This window comes from Pseudarthrobacter sp. AB1, from assembly GCF_014926485.1.
GTDB lineage: Bacteria > Actinomycetota > Actinomycetes > Actinomycetales > Micrococcaceae > Arthrobacter.
Map to the genome: position 1 here is coordinate 15,382 of NZ_PZKO01000035.1, position 15,025 is coordinate 30,406.

At 66.1% G+C, this 15,025-nt stretch carries 9 protein-coding genes and 1 pseudogene; 6 read left to right on the forward strand and 4 right to left on the reverse strand.

Annotated elements, in window-relative coordinates; genetic code table 11:
- Positions 1-9 precede the first annotated feature (9 nt).
- The 4 genes from DAD99_RS09855 (at position 10) to DAD99_RS09870 (ending at position 5,829) form a co-directional block, all read left to right on the forward strand.
- The gene (locus DAD99_RS09855; RefSeq protein ID WP_193341389.1) at positions 10-975 is read left to right on the forward strand and encodes a carbohydrate ABC transporter permease; all 966 of its coding nucleotides are present in this window, start codon (positions 10-12) and stop codon (positions 973-975) included.
- Between the two features lies 1 nt (position 976).
- Positions 977-1,909 carry a carbohydrate ABC transporter permease gene (locus tag DAD99_RS09860; RefSeq protein WP_193341390.1) on the forward strand — a complete coding sequence of 311 codons (933 nt, stop codon included), beginning with the start codon at positions 977-979 and terminating at the stop codon, positions 1,907-1,909.
- Between the two features lie 3 nt (positions 1,910-1,912).
- Positions 1,913-2,998, forward strand: a complete 1,086-nt coding sequence (locus tag DAD99_RS09865; RefSeq protein WP_193341391.1) for a glycosidase — start codon at positions 1,913-1,915, stop codon at positions 2,996-2,998.
- Positions 2,999-3,189: 191 nt separating this feature from the next.
- Complete coding sequence (locus DAD99_RS09870; RefSeq protein ID WP_193341392.1) at positions 3,190-5,829, forward strand: trehalase-like domain-containing protein; 2,640 nt, start codon at positions 3,190-3,192, stop codon at positions 5,827-5,829.
- Positions 5,830-5,952: 123 nt separating this feature from the next.
- Here the strand turns inward: DAD99_RS09870 and DAD99_RS09875 are convergent, their stop codons facing one another.
- The 4 genes from DAD99_RS09875 to DAD99_RS09890 all read right to left on the reverse strand — a co-directional run bounded on the left by DAD99_RS09875 (position 5,953) and on the right by DAD99_RS09890 (position 9,559).
- Positions 5,953-7,101 carry an FAD-dependent oxidoreductase gene (locus DAD99_RS09875; RefSeq protein WP_193341393.1) on the reverse strand — a complete coding sequence of 383 codons (1,149 nt, stop codon included), beginning with the start codon at positions 7,099-7,101 and terminating at the stop codon, positions 5,953-5,955.
- Between the two features lie 20 nt (positions 7,102-7,121).
- Positions 7,122-8,048: an AEC family transporter gene (locus tag DAD99_RS09880; RefSeq protein ID WP_193341394.1), complete on the reverse strand. Its 927-nt coding sequence runs from the start codon at positions 8,046-8,048 to the stop codon at positions 7,122-7,124.
- Positions 8,049-8,099: 51 nt separating this feature from the next.
- Positions 8,100-8,525: an aspartate 1-decarboxylase gene (gene panD, locus DAD99_RS09885; RefSeq protein WP_185261871.1), complete on the reverse strand. Its 426-nt coding sequence runs from the start codon at positions 8,523-8,525 to the stop codon at positions 8,100-8,102.
- A 107-nt stretch (positions 8,526-8,632) separates the two neighbouring features.
- Positions 8,633-9,559, reverse strand: a complete 927-nt coding sequence (locus tag DAD99_RS09890) for a LysR substrate-binding domain-containing protein (RefSeq protein ID WP_193341395.1) — start codon at positions 9,557-9,559, stop codon at positions 8,633-8,635.
- 153 nt (positions 9,560-9,712) lie between these two features.
- Between DAD99_RS09890 and DAD99_RS09895 the strand changes: the two are divergent.
- Together DAD99_RS09895 and DAD99_RS09900 are read left to right on the forward strand one after the other, a co-directional pair.
- Positions 9,713-11,177, forward strand: a pseudogene (locus tag DAD99_RS09895) (amino acid permease).
- A gap of 304 nt (positions 11,178-11,481) precedes the next feature.
- Positions 11,482-15,000, forward strand: a complete 3,519-nt coding sequence (locus tag DAD99_RS09900) for a bifunctional proline dehydrogenase/L-glutamate gamma-semialdehyde dehydrogenase (RefSeq protein WP_193341396.1) — start codon at positions 11,482-11,484, stop codon at positions 14,998-15,000.
- Positions 15,001-15,025: the final 25 nt, after the last annotated feature.

Below are 15,025 nucleotides of genomic sequence, written 5' to 3' on the forward strand. Positions count from 1 at the left end.
TGACCCCCAATGTCACTCCGCTCTTCCAGTGGGAACCCCGTCACGGGGAAACCGGTTGGCGGGACGGCGGACCGGCGGCTGGTGCCCAGGAGGCGTAAGAACTTCCTGGGTCCCCAGCCGCTGGGGCTGCTGTTCAGCGCCCCCTATGTCATCTACATCCTGGCTGTCCTGGCGTTTCCCCTCGGCTACGCCGTCTACATTTCCTTCCACGATTTCTTCTTCACCGCACCGCAGGTCACGGTGGACAGGCCTTTCGTGGGGTTCGACAACTACATCACCGTCCTGTCAGACCCCGCCGTCCAGCGCTCGTTCCTGAACATCGGCGTCTTCCTGATCATTAACGTCCCGTTGACGGTGGGCCTGTCCCTGTTGCTGGCTAACGCCCTGAACCGTGTGACCCGGCTGAAGACGTTCTTCCGCCTCAGCTACTACGTTCCCTACGTGACGGCGAGCGTCGCCGTCGTGGGTGTCTGGCTGTTCCTGTTCCAGGGAAACGGGCTCCTCAACACGCTGCTCGGGCCCCTGGCGCCGTCCCCCTCCTGGCTGGTGAATTCGTGGCTGGCCATGCCCACCGTGGCCCTGTACGTGACGTGGAAACAGCTGGGGTTCTTCATCCTGCTGTACCTCGCGGCGCTGCAGAACATCCCCGACGAGCTGTACGAATCAGCGGCTGTGGACGGCGGCAACAAATGGGTCCAGTTCTGGAACATCACAGTGCCCGGCGTCCGGCCCGCCAGCGTTCTGGTGACGCTGCTGGCCACCATCACCGGCGCGAACCTCTTCACCGAGCCGTACCTGCTGACCGGCGGCGGCGGTCCGGACGGGGCCTCGGCCTCCCCCGTGTTCATCATGTACCAACGGGGCATCCTGCAGGGAAACCCCGACGTCGCGGCCGCGCTGGGCGTGGTGCTGGTGATCGGCGTCCTGCTGATCGCCCTGATCCAGAAACGCCTCGTCGGCGGGAAGGAGGACTGACATGTCCGTCACCAACGCACAAAACGCCAAGAACGACGACGACGCCAGCCGGCTCCCCGAGCAGGCGGAACCTTTGCTTCGTCCCGACTCGGGCGTCGAAGAGCGCCGCAACCTGGGCGTGGGCAGCTTCTTCCTGCTGGGCGTGGGCGCCTTCGTTTTCCTCTTCCCGTTCTATTACATGCTCATCGGGTCGCTGCAGACCTCCCCGGACACCTCGATTTTCGGCGCGTTTCCCAATCCGGCCAACATCACCGGCGCGAACTATGTGCAGATCAACGAGTCCATCAACCTGTTCCGCGGGCTGCTCAACTCCGGCATCTTCACCGGCGGTGTCATCCTCTTTACGGTGATTTTCGGGCTGCTGGTGGGCTATGCCCTGGCGCAGATGAAGTTCCGCGGCCGCGGCGTGGTGTTCGGCATGATGCTGCTGGTCCAGATGATCCCCTTCCAGCTGCTGCTCATCCCGCTCTACGTCATGATCGTGCGCGATTACGGCCTTGCGGACAGCTACCTGGGCATGATCCTGCCGTTCGCCATCAACTCCACGGCGGTGTTTGTGTTCCGCCAGTACTTCCTCCAGTTGCCCTCAACCCTGTTTGAGGCGGCCCGGATCGACGGCGCCTCGGAGCTGCGGATCCTGTGGCAGATCGCCATTCCGCTGGTGCGGCCAGCCATAGTCACCGCCGTGCTGCTGACCTTCATCGGCCCGTGGAACGAGTTCCTCTGGCCGTTCCTGGTCACGAAGGAGCAGTCCCTGCAGCCGTTGGCCGTGTCACTGGCCAACTTCATCTCCAACATCGCCGGCCAGGCCGGCAACCCGTTCGGTGCCATCCTTGCCGGTGCCTGCGTCCTGGCGGCCCCCGCCGTCGCGCTGTTCATTTTCTTCCAGCGCCAGTTCATTTCCACCAATATCGGTTCCAGCGTAAAGGGCTAATCAATGACTTTCCCACACACTTCTGTACTGCCCACTGTCCCCTTCACCCTCACCCGCGCCGGCGTCGTCATGACCCCCGAGCCCGGCAGCGACTTCGAGGCCGAGGGCGTTCTCAACCCCGCCAGCGGCCGCGGCCCGGACGGCGAGCTGTACCTGCTGCCGCGGCTTGTGGCCACCGGCAACGTGTCCCGCGTGGGCCTCGCCAAGGTGGTCATCAACGATGACGGCGTGCCCACCGGCGTGGAACGCGAGGGTGTGGTCCTGGCCCCGGACGAAGGCTGGGAACGCGGCATGAACAACGCCGGCACCGAAGATCCGCGCACCACCTGGGTGCCCGCCCTCGGCAAGCACCTCATGACTTACGTGGCGTACGGCCCGCTGGGGCCCCGCCTCGCCTTCGCGCACTCCGAGGACCTCCGGAACTGGGAACGCCTGGGCCCCTGCTTCTTCGAGTACCAGGCCGATCTCTCCATGGACCTGAACCTCTTTCCCAACAAGGACGCGGTGTTCTTCCCGGAGCCGGTGAACGACCCCGACGGCGTGCCCTCCTACGCCATCCTGCACCGCCCCATGTGGGACCTCGGCTGGATCCGTCCCGGCGAAGGCGAGCACCTGCCCGCCGGCGTGACGGACAACCGTCCCGGCATCTGGATCTCCTACGTGGCCGTGGCCGACGTGGAGCGGGACCTGCGCAACCTGGTGCACATGGGCAAGCACCGTCTGGTGGCCCTCAGCGAGTTCCCCTTTGAGGAGCTGAAGATCGGCGGCGGCCCGCCCCCCATCCGCGTGGACGAAGGCTGGCTCCTGATCCACCACGGTGTGGCCGGCAAGATGGCCGCGTCTGCCTTTGAGCAGCAGCAGAACGTCAACTACACCGCGGCGGCCATGATCCTGTCCGCGGATGATCCGTCCCAGGTCATCGCCCGCAGCGACAAGCCCTTGTTGGCGCCCGAAACCGAGGACGAGATTTCCGGGATCGTGCCGAACGTGGTGTTCCCCACCGCCATCGAGAAAATCGGCGACCAGCTGTTTGTGTTCTACGGAATGGCGGACTCCAAAATCGGTGTGGCCAAACTGGACCGGGTCTGACCCCGGCGGCACGCACGGCAGCCTTTTGGAAAGCACGACGGCGCCCTGCCGCGGATTTGCGCGGTGGGGCGCCGTCGTCGGACTTTTACACAGCCGCAATAAAGGGGACTTTCGGAGGAAATCGTCCGGGCGGACAATTAAACTGCCCCCTTCGGCCTTCCCGGGCCAGGCTCTGCTTTAGGAGTGCACGCATGCCTACGCCGTTGAATCAGAGCGTGGCGGATTCCGCCCTGCTGACCAGATCGCTGCCGCTTGGCCTGCTGCGGACGTTCATCCAGTCGGACCTGGCGGACGAAGGCTTCACACCAACCCTCCTGGCCGAATTGAAGGTCCTGGCCCGCGTCCCCGGGCTGCTGGTGGCTTGCAACTACGGCGGAACCTTGTGCGATGCGGAGGGAATCTCCACAGAGACACTGCCTCTGGGGAGCGCTGCGATTGCGCTCCGCGCCCTGGCCGCCCTGCCCAACACCCATGCCGCGGTCATCTCAGGGCGCTCGCTGCGTGACCTCGCCGCAGTGTCCCGGCTGCCCGCGGAGGTGCACCTCATCGGATCGCACGGCGCGGAGTCGGACATGGCCTTCGCCCACGTCCAGGACCTCGCCACCGAAGCCACGCTCCACCAGGTCAGCACAGTACTGTCTGAGGCCGTGGGTTTCCATGAGGGCATCTGGATCGAGCGGAAGCCGGTGGCCGTGTCCGTGCACACCCGGCCAGCCTCACCGGCGGTGGTGCAGGTGGTGACGGAAACGGCGCGGGAGATCGCCAAGGCACATGGGCTGTTCTTCATCGTGGACGGTTCGGTCCTGGACCTCTCCGTAGTGGAACCGGCCAAGGCGGACGCCCTGGAAAATCTCCGGTCCCGGCTGGGCGCGAGTGCTGCGCTGTACGCCGGGGACGCCTACAGCGACGAACTGGCCATTGCCACGCTCCGCGGCCCGGACCTGGGGTTGCGCGTAGGCCCGGGGGAAACCCGCGCTTCCCACCGGCTGCGGGACCCGGAATCCTTCGCCCGCGTGTTGGCCCTCCTGTTCGAGCTGCGGCGGGCCTGGCTTTTCGGCGAGGACGCAGTTGGGCTGGAACGCCACACGATGATCGGCAACGGATCCTCCACCGCCTTGGTCACTCCGGATGCCAAGGTCTGCTGGATGAGCCACCCCCTCCCGGATTCAGGATCGCTGTTCGCCCACATCCTGGGCGGTGACGCCGCCGGGCACTTCTCCGTTGAGCCCGTCAAAGCCTCACAGGTTCTGGGCCAGCGCTACGTGGACAGCACCATGATCGTGGAGACGCGCTGGGCGGACGTGACAGTCACGGACTACCTGGAGCCGGCACCGGAAGGGATCACCAGCCTGGTCCGGGTGCTCTCCGGTACCGGCGGCGCCAGGATTGTCTTCGCACCCCGGCCGGACTACGCCAACGCGCCGTTCAGCATGGAAGCCCGCGGCGATGAACTCCATGTGGTGGGAACCTCCGATCCAATCTTCCTTTTTGCCCCGGGCGTCAGCTTCACCATCACCTCTGACGGCCTCCACGCCACGGCCACCGCTTCGGTCAACCTCCAGGATGGCCCGGTGGTTCTCAACCTGCGCTGCGGCGACACCGAACCCGCGCAGGTGCACCCCGGCGGGGAGGCCGACCAGCGGGCCGGGGTGGCGCTCCACTCCCGCCGCTGGGTGCAGGAACTGGAGCTGCCCTCGGTGAAGCCATCCCTGGTCCGCCGCTCAGCCCTGGTTCTCCGCGCCCTTGTGCACGAGCCCACGGGTGCCGTGCTGGCCGCGCCCACCACGTCCCTGCCCGAAGGAATCGGCGGCACCCGGAACTGGGATTACCGCTACTGCTGGCTGCGGGACGGGTCCATGACCGTCAACGCGCTGGTGGACCTGGGATCCACGGCGGAGGCGGCCGGGTTCCTCAGCTGGCTGGGCCGGATCCTTGAGCACGCACCGGGCCCGGAATGGTTGCATCCGCTGTACTCGGTGACGGGGGCGCCCCTGTCCACGGAGGCTGTCATCGACAGCCTGCCCGGGTATGCGGGATCCCGGCCGGTCCGGATCGGCAACGCCGCGGACCACCAGGTCCAGCTGGATGTCTTCGGTCCGGTGGCTGAGCTGATCGACAGCGTCAGCTCACGGAATGGTGTCCTCGAGGATGACCACTGGGACCTGCTGGTGCAGATGGCGGCGGCCGTGCTGGCCCGGTGGCACGAGCCGGACCACGGCATCTGGGAAGCCCGGCGGCCGCCGCGGCACCACGTCTACACCAAGGTGATGTGCTGGGTGACGCTGGACCGCGCACTCCGGACCGCCGCCCGGCACGGCAGGGCGCCTTACCCGTCGTGGGAACCCATGGCCCGGACCATCCGCGAAGAAGTCCTGCGCGAAGGCTGGGATGACTCGGCCGCGTCCTACACGGTGGCCTACGACAGCCCCGACCTGGACGCCGCCGTCCTGCACATCGGGCTTTCCGGCCTGCTGGATATCACGGACCAGCGGTTCCTGGACACGGTCACCGCCGTGGAACGGGAACTGCGGGTGGGCCCCACCGTGTTCCGGTACAGGTACGACGACGGCCTGCCGGGTTTGGAAGGCGGCTTCCACATCTGCACCACCTGGCTGATTGAGGCCTACGTTGCGGTGGGCAGGATCGAGGAAGCCTGGGACCTGTTCGACCAGCTGGTGAACCTCTTCGGCCCCACCGGCCTGCTGCCCGAGGAATACGATCCCAGCACGGAGACGCACCTGGGGAACCACCCGCAGGCCTACTCACACCTGGGGTTCATCCGCTGCGCCCGGATCCTGGACAGGCACAAGCCGGAGGTCAAGAGGCCGTAGGGCAGGTCCATAAGAGACGTTAGGCCATCAATCGGTATATCGCCGTGTTGTGGCTGCTGGCCGCTGTGCTGGTTGGTGGCGGCCTCTGGGCTCTGTCGAACGGGGCTTTCAAGCCAGGCCCCATCAGCGGGCCGCCGAGAAGATCTGCGGGGCGTCCCGGGTCCCCGTGGCCAGGTCCGCGAGGATCCGGCCCACCACGGGAGTGAACTTGAAGCCGTGCCCGGAGAAGCCGGCGCCGATGACCACCGGACCGATCCGGTCGAGGATGAAGTCCTCATCCGGAGTGGTGGTGTACGTGCAGCTGATGGCCTCGAATGACTCGGCGTCCACACCTGGCAGCCAGGTCCGGGCATAATCCTGCAGGGCCGCGAGCTGGACTGTTTCGGGGAGGAAGGACCGCCGGTCCGGATCCACCACGGGACCGACGCCGTGCCAGCCGGCTTTGATGCCTTCGCCCGGAGTGTGCATCCCATAGACGGGTGAATACCAGCCCTTGTAGGCAGGTCCGGGTCCCGGAGTGTGGTTGAAGCCGGGCCACAAAGCTCCTTGATCGGCGACGCGGAAGTGTGCCGGCTGCTCCTGGGTGACCGTGAGCCGGGGAATCCTGAGTTTTCCGCTTCCGGCCGCGCCGGACAGCAGCTTCTCCGTCCAGCCGCCGGCTGTCACCACGGCCTGCGCGGCGGTGACGACCTCGGTCCGTCCCGAGGCGCCAGGGCTTTGGTCCGCCAAAGTGAGCCGAACGCCGTCGTCCATGATTTTCAGCTCCACCACCTTGGTGTGGTGCCGGATCTCTGCGCCGCGGGCTGCGGCGAGTCGCTGGAAGACGGGGAGTACGGCCTCGGGGTTCAGCTGGCCGCCGTCGGGCATGAAAAGGACCTGCTGGTCGAAGCGGATGCCGCGCCACCGCTCGGCGGCCTCCTCCGGCCTCAGGGACTCCGCCCGGAGGCCTGCCTCGGTGAGCGCCGCCTGCACCAGCGCGAGCCGCGGATCAGGGCCATGGTTGACGATCCCCGTGCGCGTGAGCAGCAGTTCGCCGCTGTCCTGCTCGAGTTCCTCCCATAGCGCCAGCCCCTCGACCAGCATGGCCACGTACTCCGGCCGGTGGTATCCCGGATTCAGGTTGCGGGTGCTGCCGTGCGATGCCCCGTTGTGGTGGCCGGGGCCGAACTGTTCCAGCAGCGTGACCTGCCGGCCTCGGCGGGCCAACGCCCAGGCAGCCGCAGAGCCCATAGCTCCGCCGCCGATCACAACAGTGTCCAGGATTGTTTCCACAGGGCTCCTCAGGTCTGACGTCAGTTAAGCAGGAGGGCGACGCCGATCATGGCGGGTACCGCCACCACCGTGGTGATCAGGACGGTGTCCTTGGCCACGGTGGTGCCGGTCTGATAGCGGCTGGCCGCCACAAAGACATTTTGCGCCGTGGGGAGGGACGCAACCACCACGGCCGCGAACAACGCCTGGCCTTCGACGCCCAAGGCGAAGCGGGCAAAAACGTAGGCAATGGCCGGGTGGACCACAAGTTTGAAGGCGCTGGCCAGAAGCGTGTCCACGCGCCTGCCAGCGGCCGCCTGCAGAGGCCGGCTGCCGCTCAGGCTCATGCCGAAGGCAATCAGCATGGCCGGAATGGCCGCCCCGCCAATGAGGTGGATGGGCTCAAGGACCAACGGCGGAACGTCCCAGCCCGTCCCTGCCACGAGCAGGCCCAGGCCGGAGCCAACAATCATCGGGTTCCGCAGTATCATCAGGATGAATCCCCAGGGCGTGGTGCGGTGCGAGCTGGTGCTGGCGTCCAGGATCATCAGGAAAACCGGCGTGAAAAAGGCCAGCTGGAAGATCAGCAGCGGCGCCACATAACTGGCGTCGCCCAGGACGTATACGGCGATGGGGATGCCAAGGTTCGCGGAGTTGGCCAGGGAAGCGGCCATCGAGGACATCACGGCCTCCGGCAACGCACGCTTCAGGACGAACTTCACGATGCTGAAGAAGATAAGGGCGGTGCAGACGGCGGACACTGCAGTGACCAGCAGCGGTTCCGCGAAGACTTCCCCCAGCTGCGATTTGCTGAGGGTCTCGAAGAGCAGGGCGGGGCTGGCCACGAAGAATGTCAGGCCACTGAGGACCTGACGGGCGTTGTCGCCAAGGATCCGTTGGCGGCCCACGAACCAGCCCACCATGATGATGGACCAGACAACAAAGAAGCCCTGCAGCACGCCTACCAAAAAAAGCCTCCGGGGTGACGGCGGCGGTGCCTGCCCGGACTCACGCTCCGGCTACAAGGCGGCGTTGTTAAGGGCGAACGGCGGGCGCATCAGGCCCGGCGTGAGGCCCTCGGCGGGGTCATTGCCCAGCTGGATGATCCTGTTGTCCTGGTCCACGTGGACCACGCGGGGCTCATAGGCCCGGGCTTCCTCGGTGGTCATGGCCGCGTAGGTGATGAGGATGACTACGTCATTTTCATGCACCAGGTGCGCGGCCGGGCCGTTGATGCCAATGACGCCGGAGCCGCGCTCGCCGGCGATGGTATAGGTCTCCAGGCGCGCACCGTTGGTCACATCAACGATGGCCACGAGCTCACCGGGAAGGATATCGGCAGCATCCAGCAGGTCCAGGTCAACGGTGACCGATCCTACGTAGTGCAGGTCGGCGTGTGTGACGGTGGCCCGGTGAATTTTGGACTTGAACATTGTGCGATTCATAACCCGCCCAGTCTAACGCCGGCTCCCGGATCGCGCTGTGACGTACTGAACATGGCCCCGGAGGCTGCCCGAGCACCCTCTCGGAACGTGACCGGGCGATCCGGCACCTACCCGGACGCGCCGCCGTCGTCCGTCCTTGCTACTGAGATGGCAGTGGCTGCCAGCGTCTCGCGGGCGGCGAGGATGGCGGGCCGCTGCGCGCTGGAGCGTCGCACCGACGTGAACACGGTCCGGCGCGGATGCCCCGGCAGATCCAGCAGCCGGGCGGTGGTGCCCCGCCCCGTCCAGACGAGGTCCGGCATCAGCCCCACGGCATTTCCGGACTCGATCAGCCGGATTTGCGCCTGCAGGTCCGCTGTTTCGAAGCGCACGTCGGGCTCGAATCCCGCACTCCGGCAGGCCTGCTCCGCCCAGTGCCGGGAGGCTGCGCCGCGGGGCTCCATAACCCATGGCAGTGCGGCAGTGTCCTCCAGCGACGTTATGGACGGCCGGCTGGAATCCGCCGGCGGAACGGCCAGTCGGATCGCGTCAGTGGTCAACTTGATGCGGTCCAGTTCCGGGTACCGCGGGGCGGCATGGCCCGGATACTGTTCGGCGATGACCAGGTCAAAATCGCGCGCCCACGTCTCGTGCAGCGCCGTTTCCGGTTCGCGCTGGATCATTTCGATCCGGACCTCCGGGTACTCCGCCGTCATCCGCGTGAGCGTGTCCGGCATCAACGCCAGGGCCGCGGACTGGAACACCGCAATCCGGACCGTTCCCGTGACAGTGGTCAGCGACGCCGCCAGGTCCGCCTCCGCCTGCTCCAGGGTTTCGAGCAGCTGGCCGGTGTGGGCCACCAGGACTTCGGCCTGGGGCGTCAGCTGCACGCGGCGCCCCGTTTTCCGGAGCAGCTCCACGCCCACTTCCTTTTCCAGCAGGGCCAGCTGCTGGGAGACCGACGACGGGCTGTACTGCAGTGCCTCCGCCACCTCCGCCAGGGTGCCCCGGATCTTCAGTTCGCGGAGAAGCCGCAGGCGACGGACATCGAGCATGGCCATATTCCTTGATGAATCTAATGGATATTGGTTAGAAGTAGTCACTTTATCTAACGCAATTGCGCTTGCATACTGCTGTACCTGAATTACCCCTGGCACTGCCTCTTCCGGGGCGCCGCGATAGGGCCGCACCCCACGCAGGAGTTCCTGATGAGCCCTAAAGATTTGACCCAATCGATTATGAGGCGCAAGCCCATTGACGACATCGAAGAAGAGAACAAACACAGCGGATTGTTCAAGAGCCTCGGGCTCTGGCAACTGACGGCCATCGGCGTCGGCGGGATCATCGGCGTCGGTATTTTCTCCCTGGCCGGGCTGGGTGGCTGCCGGTAGCGGAGACAACCCCGGCGTCGGCCCGGCGGTGCTGTTTTCCTTCCTGATCGCCGGCCTCGCCAGCGCGGCGGCCGCGCTGTCCTACGCGGAATTCGCCGGCATGATCCCTCGGGCGGGCTCGGCCTACACATACGGCTACGTGGCGCTCGGCGAGATCATTGGTTGGTTCATTGGCTGGGATCTGCTGCTCGAGTACATCGCGATTGTGGCAGTAGTGGCCATCGGCATATCCGGCTACTTCGACGCGTTTCTGACCGGCATTGGCATCCATATGCCCGCCTGGATGACCGCGACTCCGGACGAGGGAACTGGCGGTATCGTCAACATCCCGGCGATCGCGGTTTGCCTGCTCGTGACCTGGATCCTGTCCCGAGGCACAAAGACGTTCGGCCGCTTCGAACTCGTGGCCGTCGGAATCAAGGTAGTCCTGATCCTGTTCATCCTCGGTCTGGGCATCTTTTACATCGATACGGGCAACTACAACCCGTTTATGCCCAGCGGCTTCGGCCCGGTTGTAGCGGGCGCGGCCACGGTGTTCTTCGCCGTCTTCGGTTACGACGCCATGAGTACCGCCGCGGAAGAGGCGACCGACGGCAAGAAGCACATGCCGAAGGCCATCATCATGTCCCTCATCATCGCGATGCTCCTGTACGTCGCCGCCACCCTGGTCCTCACCGGCATGCAGAACTACCAGGACATCGACCCCAAAACCGGATTCGCCTCCGCGTTCAACGGGGTGGGACTGCCGGTCATCGCCACGATCATCTCGGTCTTTGCCGTGTTGTCCATCCTGACCGTGATACTCACCTTCCTGCTCGGCGTCACCCGTGTCTGGTTCTCGATGAGCCGCGACGGTTTGCTCCCGGGCTGGTTCGCCAAGACGGACCGCCACGGCACTCCCCAGCGCGTCACCTGGATTGCCGGCATCGCTTCCGCCCTGTTGGCCGGCGTGTTCGCGTTCAAGGAAGTCGCCGACCTGACCAACATCGGCATCCTGGCCGCGTTCGTCGTCGTCTGCTTCTCGGTGATCGTGTTCCGCTACAAGAAGCCTGACGCTCCACGCACCTTCCGGCTGCCCCTGATGCCGCTTGTTCCGGCCTTCGGCGTCCTGGCGTCCGGATTCCTGACGTTCCAGCTGCACTGGGAGACGTGGCTGCGTTTCGGCATCTGGCTCGTCATTGGCCTGGTCATCTACTTCGGCTACGGCCGCAAGCACTCGCTGATGAACCCTGACAGTCCCCGGCACGAGGAAGCCGTGGAAATGCACCGGCCCCTCGGTTGACCCCCGGCCTCCCCGCCCAACCCTGACGATCTCTCCCTTTCGGGGCGCGAACGACGAACCCTCTCTCACGTCCTGTGGGGGAGGGTTCGTCCGTTTTCAGGAAGGGAGAGAGTTGCCCGAAAACCCGCGTTAAGCGCGAGAGGGTTGCCCAAAATGTGGCTATTTCCTGACCGTTCGGACGGAAATTAAAAGCATTGATTTTTCTAACTTGTATTGCTCAGAAAACGTCGCTTTATCTTACGTGATCGGAAGATCATACTGGTGGAAAGAACGACCTCACCAACGGAAAGAACGAGTGTTAGATATGACCAACATTTCAACGGAGCCCGGCGTCTTCACCGGGAAAACGGCCACCGAACCGGCCGTTGCAGCCACGTCCCACGTGCCCGAAGCCCAGGCCTTGGCCGGGGAAGCAATCGGGCTGGTGCGCCGCTGGTTGACGGAAGCCGCCAAGGTCCCCGTGGATGCCTCCGCTGAACAGCTAGCCGGGGTGCTGAAGGATCCGAACGGACTGGACTTCACCGTGGGCTTCGTGGACGGCGTGGTCCGCCCGGAAGACCTCCATGTGGCTGCCCGCAACCTCGCCGCACTGGCGCCCAAGGTCCCGGCGTTCCTGCCCTGGTACATGCGTAGTGCCGTCCGCCTCGGCGGCACAATGGCCCCGGTCCTGCCGCAGGTTGTCATCCCGATCGCCCGCCGTGTGCTCCGCGAAATGGTGGGCCACCTGATCGTTGACGCCACCGACGCCAAGCTGGGCCCGGCCATCGCCAAGATCCGCAAGGACGGCATCAAGCTCAACGTGAACCTCCTCGGCGAGGCCGTCCTGGGCGAACACGAGGCGTCCCGGCGGCTCGCGGGAACCCACACGCTCCTGGCCCGCCCGGACGTGGACTACGTCTCCATCAAGGTTTCCTCCACCGTGGCCCCGCACTCCGCCTGGGCATTCGACGAGGCCGTGGAGCACGTCGTCGAGAAGCTCACGCCGCTGTTCACCAAGGCCGCGTCCTTCGCCGGCGCCGGGAAGAACGCCAAGTTCATCAACCTGGACATGGAGGAATACAAGGACCTGGACATGACCATCGCGGTCTTCACCAGGATCCTGGACAAGCCCGAGTTCAAGAACCTCGAGGCCGGAATTGTGCTGCAGGCCTACCTCCCGGACGCCCTCGCCGCCATGATCCGCCTCCAGGACTGGGCCGCCGAGCGCCGCGCCAACGGCGGTGCCGCCATCAAGGTCCGCGTGGTCAAGGGCGCCAACCTGCCCATGGAACACGTCGAAGCCTCGCTGCACGACTGGCCGCTGGCCACCTGGCACACCAAGCAGGATTCGGACACCAACTACAAGCGCGTCATCAACTACTCGCTGCACCCGGACCGGATCAACAACGTCCGGATCGGCGTGGCCGGCCACAACCTCTTCGACATCGCGTTCGCCTGGCTGCTCGCCAAGCAGCGCGGCGTGGAATCCGGCGTCGAATTCGAGATGCTGCTGGGCATGGCGCAGGGCCAGGCTGAAGCCGTCAAGAAGGACGTCGGATCGCTCCTGCTCTACACCCCCGTGGTGCACCCCGCCGAGTTCGACGTCGCCATCGCCTACCTGATCCGCCGCCTCGAAGAGGGCGCCAGCCAGGACAACTTCATGTCCGCGGTGTTCGAACTCAGCGAGAACGAATCCCTTTTCGAGCGTGAGAAGCAGCGCTTCCTCGCCTCCCTCGCCAGGCTCGACGGCGAGGTCCCGGGCCCGAACCGCCGGCAGAACCGCGCCCTCCCGGCCGCGCCGATGCCGCACGACTCGTTCGGGAACACCGCGGACACCGATCCGTCGCTGCCCGCCAACCGCGACTGGGGCCGTGCCATCCTGGGCCGAGTGGCAGGCTCCACGCTGGGCAACGCCGCCGTCGAGGCCGCCACGATCAACGACGAGGCGACCCTGAACGCCGTCATCGCCACCGCCGTTGAGAAGGGCAAGGCCTGGGGTGCCCTGACCGGCGACGAGCGCGCCGAGATCCTGCACCGCGCCGGCGACGTCCTCGAGGCCCGCCGCGCGGACCTCCTGGAGGTCATGGCGTCCGAGACCGGCAAAACCATCGACCAGGGCGATCCCGAGGTCAGCGAAGCCGTGGACTTCGCCCACTACTACGCCGAGTCCGCCCGCAAGCTGGAAAAGGTCGACGGCGCCACCTTCGTCCCGGCCAAGCTCACCGTGGTGACCCCGCCGTGGAACTTCCCGGTCGCCATCCCGGCAGGGTCCACCCTCGCGGCACTCGCCGCTGGCTCCGCCGTCGTGATCAAACCCGCCAAGCAGGCCTGCCGCAGCGGCGCCGTGATGATCGAAGCACTGTGGGAAGCCGGCATCCCGCGCGACGTGCTGACCATGGTCCAGCTCGGCGAGCGTGAGCTCGGTCAGCAGCTGATCTCGCACCCCGTAGTGGACCGCGTGATCCTGACCGGCGGCTACGAGACCGCAGAGCTGTTCCGCTCCTTCCGCAAGGACCTGCCGCTGCTGGCCGAGACGAGCGGCAAGAACGCCATCATCGTCACGCCAAGTGCGGACCTGGACCTGGCCGCGAAGGACGTGGCGTATTCCGCGTTCGGCCACGCCGGCCAGAAGTGCTCCGCCGCCTCCCTGGTGATCCTGGTGGGCACTGTTGCCAAATCGAAGCGATTCCACAACCAGCTGGTTGATGCCGTCACCTCGCTGAAGGTGGGCTACCCCCAGGACCCCACCAGCCAGATGGGCCCCATCATAGAGCCCGCAAACGGCAAGCTGCTCAACGCCCTCACCACCCTGGGCGAGGGCGAAACCTGGGCTGTGGAACCGCGCAAGCTGGACGATACGGGCCGTCTCTGGAGCCCGGGCGTGCGCTACGGCGTGCGCCGCGGATCCTACGGCCACCTCACTGAATTCTTCGGACCGGTGCTGGGCGTCATGACCGCTGACACGCTGGAGGAGGCCATCGAGATCCAGAACCAGGTCGAGTACGGCCTCACCGCCGGCCTGCATGCCCTGGACCCGGACGAGCTCGGCACCTGGCTGGACTCCATCCAGGCCGGAAACCTCTATGTGAACCGCGGCATCACCGGCGCCATCGTGCAGCGCCAGCCGTTCGGCGGCTGGAAGAAATCCGCCGTCGGGGCCGGGACCAAGGCAGGCGGACCCAACTATCTGACCGGCCTCGGCTACTGGGTTAGTGCGGAAGCCGCAGCCGCGGCAAGTGTCACCAACGCGGGCGTAGGCCGCATCCTGAACGCCGCCGCAGAGGCCCTGGATCCGGCGGAGCGTGAGTCGCTCCAGCGCTCCCTGGAGTCTGATGCCCTGGCCTGGGCCGAGGAGTTCGGCAACGCCCAGGACGTTTCAGGACTGAGTGCGGAGCGGAACATCTTCCGCTACCGTGCGCTGCCGGTCACCGTGCGGCTCTCCGAAGATGCCCCACTGGCCTACCTGGCGCGGACTGTGGCGGCCGGCGTCCTGGCCGGTTCGGCACTCACCGTCTCCACCGCCGTCGACCTTCCCGCCCAGCTGCGCGCCGTGCTTACCGGGCTGGACATCAACGTCACGGTGGAGACCGACGCCGGTTGGCTGGCTTCGGCGGCCCGCCTCGCCGCGGCAGGCAAACTGGCCGGGGCGCGGATCCGCCTGATCGGCGGGGACGCCAAAGCCCTCGCCGAGGCCACGGACGGGCGTCCGGACCTGGCGATCTACGCCCACGCGGTCACGGAGGCCGGGCGGGTGGAGCTGTTGCCGTTCCTGCACGAGCAGGCGATCAGTATTACAGCCCACCGGTTCGGCACCCCGAACCACCTCTCGGCGTCACTGATCTAGGGCTGGTCGAGGCCGGACTCAGGGC

Bases quoted from the DNA above. Each gene is read 5' to 3' on its own strand.
- DAD99_RS09870 (WP_193341392.1), top strand. From the start codon at position 3,190: ATGCCTACGCCGTTGAATCAGAGCGTGGCGGATTCCGCCCTGCTGACC.
- DAD99_RS09890 (WP_193341395.1), bottom strand. From the start codon at position 9,559: ATGCTCGATGTCCGTCGCCTGCGGCTTCTCCGCGAACTGAAGATCCGG.
- DAD99_RS09855 (WP_193341389.1), top strand. From the start codon at position 10: ATGTCACTCCGCTCTTCCAGTGGGAACCCCGTCACGGGGAAACCGGTT.
- DAD99_RS09865 (WP_193341391.1), top strand. From the start codon at position 1,913: ATGACTTTCCCACACACTTCTGTACTGCCCACTGTCCCCTTCACCCTC.
- panD (WP_185261871.1), bottom strand. From the start codon at position 8,525: ATGAATCGCACAATGTTCAAGTCCAAAATTCACCGGGCCACCGTCACA.
- DAD99_RS09860 (WP_193341390.1), top strand. From the start codon at position 977: ATGTCCGTCACCAACGCACAAAACGCCAAGAACGACGACGACGCCAGC.
- DAD99_RS09900 (WP_193341396.1), top strand. From the start codon at position 11,482: ATGACCAACATTTCAACGGAGCCCGGCGTCTTCACCGGGAAAACGGCC.